Below are 16,565 nucleotides of genomic sequence, written 5' to 3'. Positions count from 1 at the left end.
TAACAAACGGCCCCCTGCCGCATGGCAAGGGGCGTGGCGGGTCAGATAGGATAAAACTGATAATGCGTGGCACTGAGATAGTACTGCCCTGGTTGTAACCAACAGTTGGGTTGCGGCCATTCCGGGTGGTTAGGGCTGTCGGGCAAAAACTCGCTTTCCAGCGCCAGTCCGGCGTAATTGGCATAGCTGCCGCCGTCACGCGCCGGAGTGCCGCCCAGATAATTGCCGCTGTAGAGCTGCAACGCCGGTGCGCTGGTGAACACGCTCATTTGCACCTGACCATCGGCCGACCACAGGTGGGCCGCCGGGCAATCCAGTGCGCCGCAGGTGCGGTGCAGCAGAAAGGCATGATCGTAACCTTTTACCCGTTGTTGGCAGCGATCGCTCAAAAAATCCTGCAGCAGGGTTTTCGGGTGACGAAAGTCCATGCCGCTGCCTTCCACTGGGGTAAGATCCGCGCAGGGGATCCCCTCGCTGTCGACCGGCAGATAGCGGTCGGCAAACAGTTGCAGCCGCTGGAGTCGGGCATCGGTGCCGGCACCGTCCAGATTGAAGTAGGCATGGTTGGTCAAATTGACCGGGCAGGCACTGTCGGTCTGCGCCTGATAACTGATTTCCAGCCGATTATCGGCGGTGAGCCGATAGTTGACCTGCACGTCGAGGTTACCGGGAAACCCCTGGTCGCCGTCTGGCGAATGCAGCGCGTAGCTCACCTGCTGTTCGTCCTGCTGAATAATCTGCCAGCGACGGGTGTTGAAGCCTTCCGGCCCGCCATGCAACTGATGTTCCCCCTGATTGGCTACCAGTGGATGCGGCTTGCCATCCATCAACAAGCTGGCGTGAGCAATACGGTTGGCATAGCGGCCAACGGTAGCACCCAGATAGGCCGCCTGCTGCAAGTAGTCCGCCGGTGTTTGGCAGCCCAGCAGTAGCTCACGGGTTTTTCCTGATTTCAGCGGCAGCACGGCGGAAAGCCAGGTCGCGCCCCAATCCATCAGCGTTACCGTCATTCCACCGGCGTTTTTTAACTGGGTTAACTGATAGGGCTGCCCGTCCGGGGCCAGCGCCGGGCTGTCGTTCAGCATATCCCGGCCCCCTCCGAAGCTTTACAGACGTAGAAGGTTTCTTTCAACCCGTTGGTCTGTAATGGGTATTCGCGTGCAACGGCTTCGCGAACCGGCTCCACCAGCGCCAGCGGCATCAGGGCAACAATACAGCCGCCGAAGCCACCGCCGGTCATGCGCACACCGCCGCGATCGCCGATAACGGTTTTGACAATGTCTACCAGTCGGTCAATCGGCGGCACGGTAATTTCAAAATCATCGCGCATTGAGGCGTGTGACTCTGCCATCAATTTGCCCATCAGTTTCATATCACCGGCGGCCAGCGCATCGGCAGCGGCCAGGGTTCGATCGTTTTCACTGATCACATGACGCGCTCGTTTGGCGACGATCGGATCCAATTCATGCTGGATCGGGAAAAACAGATCCGGGCTGACGTCGCGTAGCGCCTTGACGCCGAAGAAGCGCGCGGCCTCTTCACACTGCTTGCGGCGGGTGTTGTATTCGCTGTCCACCAACCCGCGTTTCACGTTGGAATTGATGATCACCACGGCAATATCTTCCGGCACCGACACCGCCCGGGTCTCCAGTGAGCGACAATCGATCAGCAAGGCATGGTCGCGTTCACCGAGGGCGGAAATCAGTTGATCCATAATCCCGCAGTTGCAGCCGACGAACTGGTTCTCTGCTTCCTGGCCGTTCAACGCCAGTGCTACGCCATCCAGCGGCAGGGCATATAGCGCCTGCATAGCCTGACCCACAGCAACCTCCAGTGAGGCGGAAGAACTGAGGCCGGCACCCTGCGGCACGTTGCCGGAAATCACCAGGTCCGCGCCGCCAAAATCGGCGTTACGCTGCTGCAGGTGTTTGATCACGCCGCGCACATAATCGGACCAACGTTGGTTCGGGTGGCTGACGATCGGGCTGTCGAGCGAGAATTGATCCTGTTGCTCTTGGTAATCGGCAGCGATCACCCGGATCTGACGATCGTCGCGTTTGGCGCAGGCGATCACCGTCTGGTAGTCAATGGCGCACGGCAGCACAAAACCGTCGTTATAGTCGGTGTGTTCGCCAATCAAATTCACCCGGCCCGGGGCCTGAATAGTCAGGGTGGGCGCGTAGCCAAAACGTTCGGTAAAAAGGGCGTGGGTAAGATTTTTCAAACTCATTTTTTGGCTCCGGCTTCACGGTAATGAACATCGCTAACGGCACGCAGACGTTCTGCGGCCTGTTCTGCAGTCAGGTCACGCTGGGTTTCCGCCAGCAACTCATAACCCACCATAAATTTACGCACCGTGGCGGAACGCAGCAGTGGTGGATAGAAATGGGCATGCAACTGCCAGTGGCGGTTATCCGCCTCATTGAACGGCGCGCCGTGCCAACCCATGGAGTAGGGGAAGGAACATTGGAAAAGGTTGTCGTAACGGCTGGTGAGCTTTTTCAGCGCCAGGGCTAAATCGCTGCTCTGAGCGGCGCCAAGATCGGTAATGCGTTGCACCGCAGTTTTCGGTAGCAACAGCGTTTCAAACGGCCAGGCGGCCCAGTATGGCACTACCGCCAGCCAGTGCTCGGTTTCAACGACGGTGCGGCTGCCGTCGGCCAGTTCGCGTTGTACGTAGTCCAGCAGCATCGAGGATGAGTGCTGCTGGAAATATTCACGCTGCAGGCGATCCTCATGCTCAACTTCGTTCGGCAGAAAACTGTTGGCCCAAACCTGTCCGTGCGGATGCGGGTTGGAGCAGCCCATCGCCGCGCCTTTATTTTCAAATACCTGAACCCACGGATAGCTGCGTCCCAGCTCGGCAGTCTGTTCCTGCCAGGCGGCAATCACGCTTTCCAGTGCCGGCAACGTTAGCTCCGGCAGGGTTTTGCTGTGATCGGGGGAGAAGCAAATCACTCGGCTGGTACCACGCGCACTCTGGCAGCGCATTAATGGATCCTGGCTTTCTGGCGCCAACGGGGTGTCCGTCATCAGCGCGGCAAAGTCATTGTTGAACACAAAGGTATTCTGATAGTCCGGGTTTTTATCACCGGTGACGCGGGTATTCCCCGGGCAGAGGAAGCAGTCCGGATCGTGCTGCGGCAGTGTTTCAGGCTGTGCGGCTTCCTGCTGGCCCTGCCAGGGACGTTTGGCGCGATGCGGTGATACCAATACCCATTGGCCGATTAGCGGGTTAAAGCGGCGATGGGGATGATCGATGGGATTAAAATCCGTCATGACGGTTCCTTTTTCTGAGGCGATACGGCCGTGTAATCGCTTTCACTTGCCGCCAACCTGCCTTTGACTCATATAAATGGATAACTATGGCCAAAAATATAGCATGCCCTCCAGAGTAAAAAGGTGATCCAGAGCGAAGAATGGAATCGTTTACACAACATGATGCCAGCAAGAGAACCGTCAATACAGCAGGAGCAGAAAGGGAGGGAAATAACTCTCAGGGGGAAGTGATAGCGCTTTCACTAACAAGCCGGCAGATAATTATCTGCCGGCTCAGAAGATCAGGGGTGTTGGTACAGCGGGTAGGTGAACAGCAGCAGATGGGTCAGATTAAGCCCGAAATGGAACAGGATGGGCACCCAAAGACGACCGCTCCACATCCACGCCAAGCCGTAAATCACCCCGGCTAGCGTGGCGAAAGCCACCATCAGCATACCGCCGGCCAGGTGTGCAGCACCAAAGATCAGCGCGGCGATAATCAATGCCGGCCAGGCGCCCAGCCACTGGCTGAGACGTTGCTGCAAATAACCCCGGAACAAGGCTTCTTCGGCCATACAGACAAAGAACAGGTTGGCCATGATAAACGCCAGGATCCAGACTGGGGTATGCAGTTCTATCTTCAGGCCGCCGAGCACCACCGCCAGTAACAGCAAGGCCGGGACGCTGAGAATCAGCGCGATCCAACCGAATTTATGAGTGCTTTTACCGGTTTGTGCCGCAAACAACGTAGGTAAACAAGCAAACAGCAGGAAGGGCACCAGCGCCTTATCGAAGTTGTAATACATGGTGAACGGCGCGCTCAACGGGCCGGCTTTATCACCGTCAATCATCAGCTGGTTATGGAAGCCTGGCACCCAGTGCAGGAATAGCGCCACACAGCTTGCGACCACCAGCACTTCGAGTGGAACCGCCAGGTTGCGCCGCGTACGAAAATGGTGCCGCAGCCCCGCGAGGGCGGCAATAGCCAATAAACACGCCAGGCTGAGCGGAGTCAGAACCCCGTGGTACATCCCCATTCCTGCCGATGCAGCCAAAATCAACCAGGCAATAAGCCGGTTAAATGGCAAAAAGAATAACGCCGTAGCCAGTACGCCCCACATAACTCTGTCCCTTTAAAATATGTACACGGCGCTCAGTGCCTTTACGGCGTGTGATCATGGCGGAATTGAGCGCTAATTCGGATAGTAACACAGTGAAGTTACAGCAAAGGTCGGGGCAGTGGCGTAAATGGTGCCATTAACCTTTCATCCAGGCCGATGAACGAGTGATTTCCGCCAGATTCTGCAGGATATCCAGACTCTGCTGGTGCATCTCCAGAGTCGGTGCGGCGCACAAGTCCTGCAAGATGCTGACCTGGAAACCGGCGTCGTGCGCCTGTCTGGCAGTGCTCTCAATCGCCAGCGGGGTGCTGACGCCGCCCAGCAACAAATGGTGGCAACGATGCTGCTGCAGCCAGGCTAACAAATTGTTACCGGCAAAAGCACAAACCCCGTTCTTTTCGAATTGAAAATCCGCCGGTAAGACCTGCAAATCCTTATCCCATTGGCAGCCGGGGCTGCTTAAACGCAGCGCGCCAATCTGTTTCAGGTGGTTAAACAGTGGAGAGTGGGCGGGAATATTGTGGTAGTCGTCGGCAAAACCCACGCGTACCCAAATCACCGGGATTTTGCGTACCCGGGCGTAAGCCGCAGCGGCATTGGTGTTGGCAATCAGATTTTGCGCTATCACCTGTTCACGGCAATGGTTTGCACGCCCTTTGGGGCCAATCAAATCGTCAATAAGATCGATAATAATCAGTGCGGCGGACATAGTGTCTCCAGAAACGAATCCTTTACCCCTTATGATAAAAGGCCAAATGTGATGTGTGACCGAGGAAGTGTTGCCGGATATGTCATCGGATGAGTGGCGGGACCACCCATCCGCGGGATTAGCGACGTTTTTAGACCAGCGTATCGAACTGATAACGGTAGTCGTCGCCGTCAGGGACAAAGCTCAAACGGTGGGTAATACTCTGCGGGGCGTCTTCCGCATGGTGTGAGACAAACAACAACTGGGTTGCACCCTGGCCTATCAACACGTCGACAAAACGGCGCACCAGTTGGCGATTGAGCGGATCCAACCCCTGCAGCGGTTCGTCGAGGATCAGCAGCGCCGGATGCTTGACCAGTGCGCGGGCAATCAATACCAGCCGTTGCTGACCCCAGGACAGGCTGTGGAACGGCGCCTCGCTGTTTGAGCCACCAAGCCCCAGCAGTGCCAACCATTGGTCGGCCAATTGCCGCTGGCGATCGGATACTGCCTGATAAATGCCGATCGAGTCGAAGAAGCCGGAAAGGATGACCGTGCGTACGCTGGCGCTGACACGGTAGTCAAGGTGCAGGCTGCTGCTGACGTAGCCGATATGGCGTTTGATATCCCAGATGGTTTCCCCGCTGCCACGACGGCGGCCGAACAGGGTGAGATCGTTACTGTAGCCCTGAGGATGATCGCCGGTGATCAGGCTGAGCAGGGTGGATTTACCGGCGCCGTTCGGGCCGACAATTTGCCAGTGCTCACCGGGATTAACCTGCCAGTCGAGATGATTGAGGATCGGTCGGTCGTTATAACTGACCACCCCGTCGCGCAGGATAATCAGTGGCTGGTCTGCCGGCAGCGTGGTTTTTTGTGCCGGATCTTCGGTTTCCGGCAAAGACAGGCCATCCAGATTTTCACTGTGCGCCAGTTGTGCCACCAGCGCATCCGCCATCACTTGCTGCCGCGTTCCCTGGCTAGCCAGCGTGCAGTCTGCCAACACGCCGACCTGACGGATAAAGTCCGGTACCTCGTCAAAACGGTTGAGAACCAGCACCAGCGTATAGCCATGTCCAGAAAGGTTGCTTAGCAGCGCAGCCAATTGCGCGCGCGAATTGACGTCCAGTCCATCAAAAGGCTCATCGAGGATCAGCAAGTCGGGTTGCGGCATCAGCGCCCGGCACAGCAGGGTTTTTCGCGTTTCACCGGTAGAAAGGTATTTGAAACGGCGTGACAGCAGCGGGGTAATACCGAATTGCTCTGCCAGTTGCGCGCAACGGGCGGGGTCCCCGACTTCTTCCTGAATAATCTCGGCTACCGTGCGACCGGTGTCTTCTTCGCCGGGGCTGAGCAGGTCGGTATTGTTGCGTTGCCATTCGTCGCTGACCAGTTTTTGCAACTGTTCGAAAGAGATACGTACTGCATGGCTGAAATCGCTGCGACGCTCGCCACTCAACAGCACCAGTTCATCGGCCAGTGCCCGTGCCAGTGCAGATTTGCCGCTGCCGTTAGCGCCGACAAAAGCCCAACTGTCGCCGGCCTGAATATCCAGCGCATCCAGCGTCAGGGTACGGGTATCGCTTAAGCGAAACGAACCTTGCGAAATGTGCAACGACGACATCACCTGTTCCTTTTTATGCAATTATTTTGTTTAGAAATAGGCGCATTGCGAGGGGATGTCAATCGGCAAAAACGCAACGTAACGTTGCGTTTAACACAACGTGGCGACAATCACCCGGTCGGCGTTAAACATGGCATACACCGCGCTGCCGGGGCGCAGTTTAAGCTGTTGCAACTCCGGATTGGTCACGGTGGCGCACAGGGTTTCACCACCGGTCAGCGTAACCAGTACTTCGCTGTGATCGGCACCTGGCTGGATGCTGGCCACTACGCCGGCTAGCGAGTTATCTGCCGCCCCGGCCAAAGACGGGTCGGTATTCAGCTTCACCCAGGGCGCTTTAATCAATGCCAGCACTTCCTTGCCGGGCGAAAGCTGCAACCGATCGGCACTCTGTTGGGTCAGGGCAGCACTGAGGCGGGTTTTGCCGTCGTTAAGTAAAATATCCAGGTGTTGCTGCACCTGCTGGTGATCGCGTTCGATCACGGTGCCGAAGAACTGGTTGCGGGCGCTGGTTTGCAGTGAAAAGCGGGAGATGGCCGCCAGCAGGCTGTCGAGCGGTAGGTTGTCCTGTTGCAATACGTCGAAGGCTTTTTGCTGGATTTGCCCCAGCAGATCGTAAAGCTGGATCAGCCGCTCGCCGTAGTGGGTCACCTGAGCACCGCCACCGCCTTTGCCACCGGTGGCGCGTTCCACCACCGTTTGCTCCGCCAACTGGTTCATTTCGTTAATTGCATCCCAGGCGCTTTTATAGCTGATGCCTGCCAGTTTGGCCCCCTGGCTGATGGAGCCGGTGTGCCGGACCTGTTTAAGCAGCGCGATGCGGCGTGGATCGGCGAACAGTTTTTGCTGGAGTTTTAAAGTAAGAAGGATTTCGGCCTGCATAACGCGTCCTGTCGGCTGCAAAAGCCTTATTGTCGCTGATTTGTGGGCAAAGCGCCAAATGATGCGTCGCCAACCGTGATGGGCGTGGTTACACAGGGATAATAAAAACTGGCCTCTGGTTTTGGTTATGTTATAACATAACAAAAAATACAATAACGGTCTTCGGCCGTACCGGTTTTTTATTTCACCACAGGGATGCTGTAAATGAGTGCTGCACGTCGGCGTTTCGTCACGCCCAAAAAACCACCTTATTATCTGGCCACGGCTTTGTTTTTCAGCCTGTCGGGTACCGTACAGGCCGCCGCGGACTGCCATAAAACCGAAAACTCACCGCGCTGCGAAGACAGCATGACCGTTGAAGCATCAGCCCAAGCGCAAAGCCTCTATGGCGGGTTAAATACCATCACCCAGACGGCTTCACGCCTGGGCCTGACTAGCAAGGAAACGCCGCGCAGTGTCGATGTTATCAGCCAGCAGGCTATTGAGCAGCGTGGCGATCGGACGCTGGCAGATGTGGTTGGACATGCGCCCGGTATGTCAGGCGTGGCCTCGCCGACGCTCAGCAATAATTTTTCGCTCCGCGGTTTCCGGCCGGTATCCTGGCTGTATAACGGTGTCGAAACCCCCGGCAGTACCCTCCAGTTAGCGGACCCTTCCCACTACGGCAGCGTAGAAGTTCTGCGCGGCCCCGGCTCGGTGTTGAATGGTCTGAGCGCCGCCGGGGGCAGCGTCAATCTGATCTCGCGCCAGCCGACCTTTAGCCGCCAGCCCGTTGAGCTCGACTACGGGCTGTCGAGTTATAACAGCCAGCGCCTGCATCTCGGTTCCGGGGGGACGCTGTTGGAGGACGCGGCGGCGTATCGGTTGGACGTCAGCGGCAGCGACAGCGGTACCAACGTGCAATATGAGCGCGACAAACAGAAACGGGTGTCCGGCTCCTTGCTATTTAAGCTGACAGAGAATGCTCTGCTGACGTTGAGCCTGGATCGCATGCTTAACCGCACTACCAATCCTTACTACGGTACGCCGCTGGTGGAAGGGCAGATAGCCCGCGAGCTGCGCGATATTAACTACAACAACCTGACCGACAGCCGGATCCAGAGCAACTCGACCTCGTTCCAGGCCAGTATGGACTGGTTCACCACGCCGGAAATCGAGCTGCATAACCAGTTCTACTACTACAGCGGCTTTCGTGAGTGGCGCAATGTAGAACGCTTTCGAACCTCGGCGGCGACTCAGCCCGGTTACGTCAACCGTGATTCTTTCGGTGCGCTGGCCCATGACGACAGTCTGATCGGTAACCGCAGTTCACTGGTGTTCGATCGGCCACTGGGCGGTTTTGACAACCGGCTGGTGGTGGGTGTTGATGTGAGCAAACGGCGCTTTCAGTACTACTCCAATGGCTTCCCCGGTTCTGAAGAGGTGCCCCTGTTGGCGCCAGTCAGAGAAGATTTTTCACAGGGAACCGATCTTCAGCGCACACCGGTTCGCCGCGTCACGCAAAATCAGTATGCCGGATTTCTTGAAGACCATTTCAGCCTGACCGACCGCTTAACCCTGCTGGGGCAGTTACGTTACAACCATATGCAGATGGATTGGCATTTCCAGAACCCGCAAGAGGAAACCCATGAGCACACCTACGTCTTCAGCGTCTGGAGCCTGGGCCCCAGCTATGCGTTAACTGACAATCTTAATGTCTATGCCAACTTCACCACCGGCCAAGAGCCTGGCAACGATCTGTTCTTTTTAAGTCCGTCGCAAACCGGTTTGCCGCTCACACGGGCGCGCCAATGGGAAGTCGGTGCCAAGGGGCAGTTTTGGGATAACAAGGGTGAAGCCACATTGGCGCTGTACGAACTGCGCAAGGACAACCTGTTCGTGCCGAATGCGCAACAGCCGGATACGCTGAATGCGGTCGGTCGGCAAACTTCGCGTGGCGTAGAGTTAAGCCTGATGTTACGCCCCAGTTGGCAATGGGAACTGGTTGCCAATGCGGCCTACACCCACGCCCGTTATGATGAATATCGCGGCGGTAGCCCGTTGCGCAGTTATAACGGCAACCGTCCGGCTTACATTCCTGACTTGACCGCCAACCTCACCACACGTTACAAGCCGACGCAGCAACTGGGGCTCACGTCATCGCTGCGCTACGTGGGCAGCAGTTATAACGACGATGCCAACCAACGCAAAATGCCAGCCTATACCACGCTCGATCTGGCGGCAGACTATCAGCTCACGCCGGTGGTCGACGTGGGGGTACGCATCAGAAACGCCACCAATCAACTGTATGCCTACCAGCGGACCTATCCGGATCAGGTGCTGATTGCGCCGTCGCGGACCTATGAAAGCTTTATTTCGGTGAGGTTCTGATAGCGTCATGCAGCCGATAATTCGTCTGTTGCTCGCGCTGGGGCTGCTGCTGAGTACGCTGGCGCAGGCCGGGCCTGTTGCGTTCAACAACTGTGGCCAACAGCACCGTTACCCGGTGGTGCCGGAACGCGTGCTGGTATACGCCAACCCCGCGCTGGAAAACCTGCTGGCACTGGGGTTGGCTCAGCGCATTGTCGGGATTATTGGCTATGACTATGCGCGGGATACGGCCCCTTCTCCGGCGCCTGCAGGATGGGGCAAGGTACTGAGCCAACTGGCGGCTACTGCGCCACCGGCGGCGGAACCCTTGCTGCTGTTGAACCCGGATTTTATCTATTCGGCCAGCTATTACTGGTTCAACAGCCCGGAAACACCCAGCCGCGACCGGCTGACAGAGTGGGGGATTGCCACCTATCTCTCGCCCAATGTCTGCGGAGGTCAGCAAAGCGCGGCCAGCTCATCGGCCAGCTTTGACGACATTTTTGCCGAACTGCGGGATATCGCCCACATTTTTGATGTTTCCCGCGGCGCTGAAACCTTAATTCAGCATCTGCAAACTCAGTTGCGGGAGCTGGGGCAGCAAGCGGCATCGCTCCCTCATCAACGGATTCTCTGGTGGTACGCCGGCACTCAAACCCCTTATGTGGCCGGCTGTTGCGGCGCACCGGCGCTGCTGACCAGGCAGGTGGGCAGTGAAAATCTGTTTGGCGATCTGCCCGAACTTTGGCCCACCGTTTCCTGGGAGACCATAGCTGCCCGCGATCCCGACCTGATCGTGCTTGGCGATCTACCCCGTGGCGGCCTCGGTGACAGCGCCGAAGACAAAATCCATTTTTTAGAGCATCACCCCCTGACCGCCAGCCTGCGTGCCGTGCAGCAAAAACGCTATGTGATTTTGCCCGGCTATGACCTGGATCCTTCGGTCCGCACGGTTGCGGCCTTGCACCGCTTAATAACAGGTCTGCAGCAACAGGCCTTACGTTTACCTACTGCCAATAAGGAACCCTGATATGTCCTCGTTTTCATTCTCTTCACTGCTGGCCTTGTGGGATCAACAGCAGGGCGCTTATATCGCTGAACGGGAAGCACGTTTTAATGCCCAGCTGGACGTGCTGGAGCTCTCGGTGGGCCAGGATTTTCAGGTGCTGGATCTGGCCTGTGGTCCAGGTTCGCTTAGCCTGCGTATTCTTCAGCGCTTTCCTCGAGCCAGGGTGACGGCGGTAGATCTCGACCCGTTATTGCTGGCTATCGCCCGTGGGGCACTGGCGACATACGGCGATCGGGTCCGCATCATTCAGACCGATCTTGCCGATCCGGCATGTTTTGCATCTCTCGACGGCCCGGCACCGCAGGCGGTGGTTTCCAGCACTGCGCTGCACTGGCTGATGCCGGAGCAACTGGGGGTTTTGTACCGCAACATCGCCGAGCTGTTGCCTGACGGTGGCGTTTTTTTGAACGCCGATCATCAGCGCTTTGACCATCGGCACCCGCGGGTTAAAGCGCTGGCCGAACGGCACGATGAACAGACGCAACAACATGCCTGGCAGGCCGGCGTTGAGGATTGGGATAGGTGGTTTGCCAAAGTACAGGAGCTGCCGGAACTGGCGCAATATCGACAAGCGCGCGAAAGCCTGTTTGCCGGGCGGCCGGTTCCCCCGGCGACCGCGCTGGACTTTCAGGTTGCCAGCCTGAGGCAGGCGGGTTTCACCGAGGCCGGGCCTGTTTGGCAGTTGCTGGATGACTACGTGATTGCAGGCTGGAAATAGCATGGACGGGTCTGTACGCCGCCGTTTCATTTTGCTGCCGGGGCGCTCAGGGGGCTGGTTGTTAATACTTGCTCTGGCGTTGCCGCTGTTTTTGCTGGGCGCTTCGCTGTACGGACCGGCACCGATATCGCTGTATGACGCGTGGCATATTTTATCTGATCCCGCTGGCGCGGATCCCCAGGGCAACACCGAAGTGTATCAACGAATAATTTGGTCGCTGAGAATGCCGAGAGCCTTGCTGGCGGCAGCGGCAGGTGCCGGGTTGGCGCTGGCTGGCACCATTCTGCAGTCACTGACGCGCAACCCCTTGGCCGATCCCTGGGTACTGGGGATCTCCTCCGGGGCCGGGGTGGGCGCGGTGTTGGTACTGGCGTTGGGGCTGGGCGGTGGTCTGTTGTCGGTATCCGGTGGGGCGTTTATCGGCGCGGCCGGGGCATTTGCGCTGGTTTTACTGCTTGCCGGCCGTTCCCTGCACGCGGAGTCAACGCTGTTTATTCTTGCCGGGGTGGCTGTCACGCAGTTACTTTCAGCCCTGACCTCGCTGATTACTCTGTGGCAGGCGGATGCCAATGCCACTCGCGGTGTGATGTTCTGGCTGTTGGGATCCTTCAGTGACGCCCGCTGGCCGCAGGTCGGTTTGGTTGCGCTGCTGCTGGCGCTGGCGTTACTGGTTTGCTGGATGAGGGCGGGGGAGCTGGATGCCCTGGCCTTCGGCGGTCTGACGGCGGCCTCTTTGGGGGTGGCGGTGGCACCGCTGAAGCTGTTGCTGTATGTCATCACTATGGCGCTGACTGCCGTTATTGTCGCGTTCAGCGGCGCGGTGGGGTTTATCGGCCTGACGGTGCCGCATGTCGCCAGGCTGTTGGTTGGGCCACGCCATCGGGTACTGCTGCCAGCCAGCGCATTGTGCGGCGCACTGTTTGCCGTAGCGGCAGATACCCTGGCCAGAACCCTGTTCGCGCCGCGTGAGCTGCCGGTAGGGGTATTGACCGCCCTGTTGGGCGTACCGGTGTTTTTGGCGCTGCTGTACCGGAAAATAAACGCATGACGGCTGAAAAGGATTTGCCGGGACTGCGTGCCGAACGCTTGAGTTGGTCAACGCCGGAGAGAAGGGTATTGGATAACCTTAGCTTCCATGCCCGTCCCGGTGAAATTACCGGGGTGCTTGGCATCAACGGTAGCGGAAAGTCCACCTTGCTCAAGCTGTTGGCGGGGTTGACCCCTCCGGTACAGGGGCGGGTTTATCTGCAAGATACCGACATCGCCAGCCTGTCAGGACGTGAACGCGCCAAAAGCATGACTTTCCTCGAACAGTCCGGGCCCGGGGCCTTTGCCATACCGGTAAAAGACGTGGTGCTGCTCGGGCGCCTGGTTTACGCCAGCCGCTGGGCGGGGTTTAGTGCAGAAGACTACCGCATTGCCGGGCTGGCGATGGAGCAAGTGGGCATTTCGCGGCTTGCCGAACGGGAATGGCATCAGTTGTCCGGTGGCGAGCAACAGCGGGTTCATTTGGCGCGGGCACTGGCACAGCAAACCCCGTGGTTGCTGCTGGATGAGCCTGCCAATCATCTCGATATTGCCCACCAGCAACAGTTTATGGCTTTACTGCGACGTCTGGACATCAGCGTGGTGGTGTCACTGCATGACCTGAATTTGGCGGCCTGTTACTGCGACCGTCTGATGCTGCTAAAGCAGGGGAATATGCACGCATTTGGCTCACCGGGGGAGGTGCTGACGCCGAAAATTATTGATCAGGTGTATGGTGTGGAAGCTCGACTGGCGACGGTTGGCGATTATGCCGCACCGCTGATCTATTACCCGGCCCAGTAGTGCTCATTGGTTGTAGGGATTATGGATTGCGGCACAAATGGCACGTTTGGCCGGTTACAAATTTCACCCAGTCTTTAAAATAACCACGTTTTAGCGAGTGTTTTGGTTTAAAGTAAAGATTACGTGGCGGTGTTCATTACCGCTCAATGGGCAGTTAAGTGAGGCTACCATGTTGGAATTATTGGAAAGTTTGCTGTTCGCCGTAGTGATGGTGCCAATCGTTATGGCCATCATTCTCGGTTTGATCTACGGTTTGGGGGAAGTGTTCAACGTCTTCTCCAAAGTGGGTCATTCTAAAGAGAACCGCACCTAGTACCACCCCTTCTCTATACCCGCCGGCGTCGTTCGGCGGGTGTTTCTCAAGTTATCTCCCACTCTGCCGATAAACCGCATGACAAGCTTCTGCGCGACGTTATATTATTTTTTATATAACGAAGAGTGATAATGCACGTTAACTTGCGGAGAAAATAATGAAACAGCAATGGACCAAGTGGGTCGGCGGTATTGTATTGGCGTCCGGTATGATCATGCAGGCTTCTGCGGCGGAGAAAGTCACCGTTTTTGCGGCGGCATCGCTGACTAACGCGTTGCAGGACATCGCGACCCAGTATCAGAAAGGCAAGGATGTTCAGGTGGTTTCTTCTTTCGCCTCCTCTTCTACGCTGGCACGCCAGATTGAGCAGGGTGCTCCGGCCGATCTGTTTATCTCCGCCGATCAACAGTGGATGGATTATGCCATCGACAAACAGCAGATAGCCAAAGACACCCGCTATACCTTGCTGGGTAACGAGCTGGTGCTGATCGCTGCCAAAGATGCCAAACCGGCTAAAATCACGCTCGATAAGCAGACCGACTGGGCGAAATTGCTGAATGGCGGCCGTCTGTCCGTGGGCGATCCGGACCACGTGCCAGCAGGTATTTATGCCAAGGACGCGCTGCAAAACCTGGGTGCCTGGACTGCACTGGAACCAAAATTGGCGCGGGCCAACAACGTACGCAGCGCGATGGCGCTGGTGGAACGTGGTGAAGCTCCGTTGGGTATTGTTTATGGCTCGGACGCAGTAGCCAGTGATAAAGTCAGCGTGGTGGCGATCTTCCCGGAAGACAGTCACAAACCGGTTGAATACCCGATGGCCATAGTTAAAGGTCATCAAACACCGGCCGTCAGCGCGTTCTACAGCTACCTGAAGAGCCCGGAAGCGGCTGCCATTTTCAAACAGTATGGATTCTCCCCCCGTAAATGATTTTGAGTGAGTACGAGTGGCAGGCGGTTGAGCTGAGCCTGAAAGTGTCCGCCCTGGCGGTAGTGTGCAGCTTACCCTTTGGCATTCTGATGGCCTGGGTATTGGTGCGCTGCCGCTTCCCCGGCAAGTCGCTGCTGGACAGCATTATCCACCTGCCGCTGGTACTGCCGCCGGTGGTGGTCGGCTATATATTGCTGATCGCCATGGGGCGGCGCGGCGCGATCGGCGAATGGCTGTATGACTGGTTCGGTTTCAGCTTCAGTTTTAGCTGGCGCGGCGCGGCATTGGCTTCAGCGGTGGTGGCATTCCCGCTGATGGTACGTGCCATCCGGCTGGCGCTGGAGGCGGTAGATACCCGCCTGGAGCAAGCCGCCCGTACCCTGGGGGCCAACCCGTGGCGGGTGTTTTTCACCATCACGTTGCCGCTGTCGTTACCCGGTGTGATTGTCGGTGTGGTGCTGGCCTTTGCCCGGTCGCTGGGCGAGTTCGGTGCCACCATTACCTTTGTTTCCAATATTCCCGGCGAGACGCGCACCATCCCGCTGGCGATGTATACCCTGATTGAAACGCCGGGGGCAGAAGCCGCCGCAGCGCGTCTGTGCGTGATTGCCATTGTGCTGTCTCTGGTTTCACTGATGGTTTCCGAGTGGCTGGCCCGTTGGGGCCGTAAACGGATGGGCGTGTAAATGCTGGAGCTGGATTTTAGCCAACGCCTTGGCGATCTTAACCTTAAGGTGTGCGCCGATCTGCCCGCTCAGGGCATCACCGCTATCTTTGGTCTGTCCGGGGCCGGTAAAACCTCATTAATCAACGCTATCGGCGGCCTGACGCCTTTGCAACAGGGCCGAATTGTCCTCAACGGCCGTACGCTGGTGGATACCGATCGCAGCCTGTGCTTGCCGCCGGAAAAACGTCGTATTGGTTATGTGTTTCAGGATGCGCGCCTGTTCCCGCATTATCGGGTGCGAGGCAACCTGCAGTACGGCATGGCGGCTGGCATGCGAGCCCAATTCGACAATATTGTTGAACTGCTGGGTATCGGCCCGTTGCTTAATCGCCTGCCGTTGACGCTGTCTGGCGGTGAAAAACAGCGGGTGGCGATTGGCCGTGCCTTGTTGACCGCGCCGGAACTGTTGTTGATGGACGAACCTCTGGCGTCGCTGGACTTGCCGCGTAAGCGCGAGCTGTTGCCCTACCTGGAGCGGCTGGCACAGGATGTCAACACGCCGATCCTCTACGTCAGCCACAGCATGGACGAAATCCTGCGCCTGGCGGAGCAAGTCATGGTGCTGGATAACGGTCAGGTACGGGCATTCGGTGGGCTGGAAGAAGTGTGGGCCAGTAGCGCGCTGCGGCCCTGGTTGCAGCGTGAGGATCAGAGCAGCGTGTTACGTGTCAGCGTGATTGAACACCATACGCGCTATGCAATGACGGCGCTGGCGTTGGGTGACCAACGGCTGTGGGTCAGCGGTGTCGATGCCCCACTGGGCGCCCAACTGCGTATCCGCATCAATGCCGCCGATGTCTCGCTGATATTACAACCGCCGGTCAACAGCAGTATCCGTAACGTTTTGCCGGCCAAGGTGAGCGAGTGCCTGGAGGTTGACGGGCAGGTAGAGGTGAAACTGGCGGTGGGGGAAAGCATACTCTGGGCGCGTATTACGCCGTGGGCGCGTGACGAACTGGCGATCCGACCGGGGCAGTGGTTGTATGCGCAGGTTAAAAGCGTGTCGATCAGCCGCGAGGCGCGTTGAATAGCGCCCTCCCAGTGGGAGGGCAATA

16 protein-coding genes are annotated in these 16,565 nt (G+C 57.6%); 9 read left to right on the top strand and 7 right to left on the bottom strand.

The features are described from left to right. Positions 1-41 precede the first annotated feature (41 nt). The 7 genes from galM to modE all read right to left on the bottom strand — a co-directional run bounded on the left by galM (position 42) and on the right by modE (position 7,573). The gene (gene galM, locus F8R23_RS11260; RefSeq protein WP_151415642.1) at positions 42-1,085 is read right to left on the bottom strand and encodes a galactose-1-epimerase; all 1,044 of its coding nucleotides are present in this window, start codon (positions 1,083-1,085) and stop codon (positions 42-44) included. After that, a complete protein-coding gene (galK, locus tag F8R23_RS11255) occupies positions 1,079-2,230 on the bottom strand; it encodes a galactokinase (protein WP_151415641.1) in 1,152 nt (383 codons plus the stop codon). The genes galM and galK overlap by 7 nt, the downstream gene beginning before the upstream one ends. Beyond that, entirely contained in the window at positions 2,227-3,279 is a 1,053-nt protein-coding gene (gene galT, locus F8R23_RS11250) for a galactose-1-phosphate uridylyltransferase (RefSeq protein ID WP_151415640.1), read from the bottom strand. Before galT ends, galK begins: the two co-directional genes overlap by 4 nt. A gap of 281 nt (positions 3,280-3,560) precedes the next feature. Beyond that, positions 3,561-4,379 (bottom strand): CPBP family intramembrane glutamic endopeptidase, encoded by an 819-nt coding sequence (locus F8R23_RS11245; protein WP_129935742.1) that lies wholly within the window; start codon positions 4,377-4,379, stop codon positions 3,561-3,563. A gap of 136 nt (positions 4,380-4,515) precedes the next feature. After that, entirely contained in the window at positions 4,516-5,088 is a 573-nt protein-coding gene (locus tag F8R23_RS11240) for a cysteine hydrolase family protein (RefSeq protein ID WP_151415639.1), read from the bottom strand. Positions 5,089-5,218: 130 nt separating this feature from the next. Next, positions 5,219-6,691 (bottom strand): molybdate ABC transporter ATP-binding protein ModF, encoded by a 1,473-nt coding sequence (modF, locus tag F8R23_RS11235; protein WP_151415638.1) that lies wholly within the window; start codon positions 6,689-6,691, stop codon positions 5,219-5,221. Between the two features lie 90 nt (positions 6,692-6,781). Continuing rightward, complete coding sequence (gene modE, locus F8R23_RS11230) at positions 6,782-7,573, bottom strand: molybdenum-dependent transcriptional regulator (RefSeq protein WP_112350084.1); 792 nt, start codon at positions 7,571-7,573, stop codon at positions 6,782-6,784. A 204-nt stretch (positions 7,574-7,777) separates the two neighbouring features. Here modE and F8R23_RS11225 point away from each other — a divergent pair, with 204 nt between their 5' ends. The 9 genes from F8R23_RS11225 (at position 7,778) to modC (ending at position 16,537) form a co-directional block, all read left to right on the top strand. Next, on the top strand, positions 7,778-9,943 hold the full coding sequence (locus tag F8R23_RS11225) for a TonB-dependent siderophore receptor (RefSeq protein ID WP_129935736.1): 2,166 nt from the start codon (positions 7,778-7,780) through the stop codon (positions 9,941-9,943). A 7-nt stretch (positions 9,944-9,950) separates the two neighbouring features. Continuing rightward, positions 9,951-10,952 (top strand): ABC transporter substrate-binding protein, encoded by a 1,002-nt coding sequence (locus F8R23_RS11220; protein WP_129935734.1) that lies wholly within the window; start codon positions 9,951-9,953, stop codon positions 10,950-10,952. A gap of 1 nt (position 10,953) precedes the next feature. Further along, on the top strand, positions 10,954-11,709 hold the full coding sequence (locus tag F8R23_RS11215; protein ID WP_151415637.1) for a class I SAM-dependent methyltransferase: 756 nt from the start codon (positions 10,954-10,956) through the stop codon (positions 11,707-11,709). A 1-nt stretch (position 11,710) separates the two neighbouring features. Then, the gene (locus F8R23_RS11210) at positions 11,711-12,757 is read left to right on the top strand and encodes a FecCD family ABC transporter permease (protein ID WP_151415636.1); all 1,047 of its coding nucleotides are present in this window, start codon (positions 11,711-11,713) and stop codon (positions 12,755-12,757) included. Further along, on the top strand, positions 12,754-13,539 hold the full coding sequence (locus F8R23_RS11205) for an ABC transporter ATP-binding protein (protein WP_112350089.1): 786 nt from the start codon (positions 12,754-12,756) through the stop codon (positions 13,537-13,539). The genes F8R23_RS11210 and F8R23_RS11205 overlap by 4 nt, the downstream gene beginning before the upstream one ends. Positions 13,540-13,708: 169 nt before the next feature. Then, positions 13,709-13,852, top strand: a complete 144-nt coding sequence (locus F8R23_RS11200) for an AcrZ family multidrug efflux pump-associated protein (protein ID WP_085115649.1) — start codon at positions 13,709-13,711, stop codon at positions 13,850-13,852. Between the two features lie 157 nt (positions 13,853-14,009). Further along, complete coding sequence (gene modA, locus F8R23_RS11195) at positions 14,010-14,783, top strand: molybdate ABC transporter substrate-binding protein (protein ID WP_129935728.1); 774 nt, start codon at positions 14,010-14,012, stop codon at positions 14,781-14,783. Further along, a complete protein-coding gene (gene modB / locus F8R23_RS11190; RefSeq protein ID WP_129935726.1) occupies positions 14,780-15,469 on the top strand; it encodes a molybdate ABC transporter permease subunit in 690 nt (229 codons plus the stop codon). Before modA ends, modB begins: the two co-directional genes overlap by 4 nt. Then, positions 15,470-16,537 carry a molybdenum ABC transporter ATP-binding protein ModC gene (gene modC / locus F8R23_RS11185; RefSeq protein ID WP_112350091.1) on the top strand — a complete coding sequence of 356 codons (1,068 nt, stop codon included), beginning with the start codon at positions 15,470-15,472 and terminating at the stop codon, positions 16,535-16,537. Positions 16,538-16,565: the final 28 nt, after the last annotated feature.

It is taken from the genome of Serratia proteamaculans (genome assembly GCF_008830365.1).
GTDB lineage: Bacteria > Pseudomonadota > Gammaproteobacteria > Enterobacterales > Enterobacteriaceae > Serratia > Serratia proteamaculans.
Note: the sequence above shows the minus strand (reverse complement) of the source record. Positions and strands in the feature narration are given on the sequence as shown.

Bases quoted from the DNA above. Each gene is read 5' to 3' on its own strand.
- galM (WP_151415642.1), bottom strand. From the start codon at position 1,085: ATGCTGAACGACAGCCCGGCGCTGGCCCCGGACGGGCAGCCCTATCAG.
- galK (WP_151415641.1), bottom strand. From the start codon at position 2,230: ATGAGTTTGAAAAATCTTACCCACGCCCTTTTTACCGAACGTTTTGGC.
- galT (WP_151415640.1), bottom strand. From the start codon at position 3,279: ATGACGGATTTTAATCCCATCGATCATCCCCATCGCCGCTTTAACCCG.
- F8R23_RS11245 (WP_129935742.1), bottom strand. From the start codon at position 4,379: ATGTGGGGCGTACTGGCTACGGCGTTATTCTTTTTGCCATTTAACCGG.
- F8R23_RS11240 (WP_151415639.1), bottom strand. From the start codon at position 5,088: ATGTCCGCCGCACTGATTATTATCGATCTTATTGACGATTTGATTGGC.
- modF (WP_151415638.1), bottom strand. From the start codon at position 6,691: ATGTCGTCGTTGCACATTTCGCAAGGTTCGTTTCGCTTAAGCGATACC.
- modE (WP_112350084.1), bottom strand. From the start codon at position 7,573: ATGCAGGCCGAAATCCTTCTTACTTTAAAACTCCAGCAAAAACTGTTC.
- F8R23_RS11225 (WP_129935736.1), top strand. From the start codon at position 7,778: ATGAGTGCTGCACGTCGGCGTTTCGTCACGCCCAAAAAACCACCTTAT.
- F8R23_RS11220 (WP_129935734.1), top strand. From the start codon at position 9,951: ATGCAGCCGATAATTCGTCTGTTGCTCGCGCTGGGGCTGCTGCTGAGT.
- F8R23_RS11215 (WP_151415637.1), top strand. From the start codon at position 10,954: ATGTCCTCGTTTTCATTCTCTTCACTGCTGGCCTTGTGGGATCAACAG.
- F8R23_RS11210 (WP_151415636.1), top strand. From the start codon at position 11,711: ATGGACGGGTCTGTACGCCGCCGTTTCATTTTGCTGCCGGGGCGCTCA.
- F8R23_RS11205 (WP_112350089.1), top strand. From the start codon at position 12,754: ATGACGGCTGAAAAGGATTTGCCGGGACTGCGTGCCGAACGCTTGAGT.
- F8R23_RS11200 (WP_085115649.1), top strand. From the start codon at position 13,709: ATGTTGGAATTATTGGAAAGTTTGCTGTTCGCCGTAGTGATGGTGCCA.
- modA (WP_129935728.1), top strand. From the start codon at position 14,010: ATGAAACAGCAATGGACCAAGTGGGTCGGCGGTATTGTATTGGCGTCC.
- modB (WP_129935726.1), top strand. From the start codon at position 14,780: ATGATTTTGAGTGAGTACGAGTGGCAGGCGGTTGAGCTGAGCCTGAAA.
- modC (WP_112350091.1), top strand. From the start codon at position 15,470: ATGCTGGAGCTGGATTTTAGCCAACGCCTTGGCGATCTTAACCTTAAG.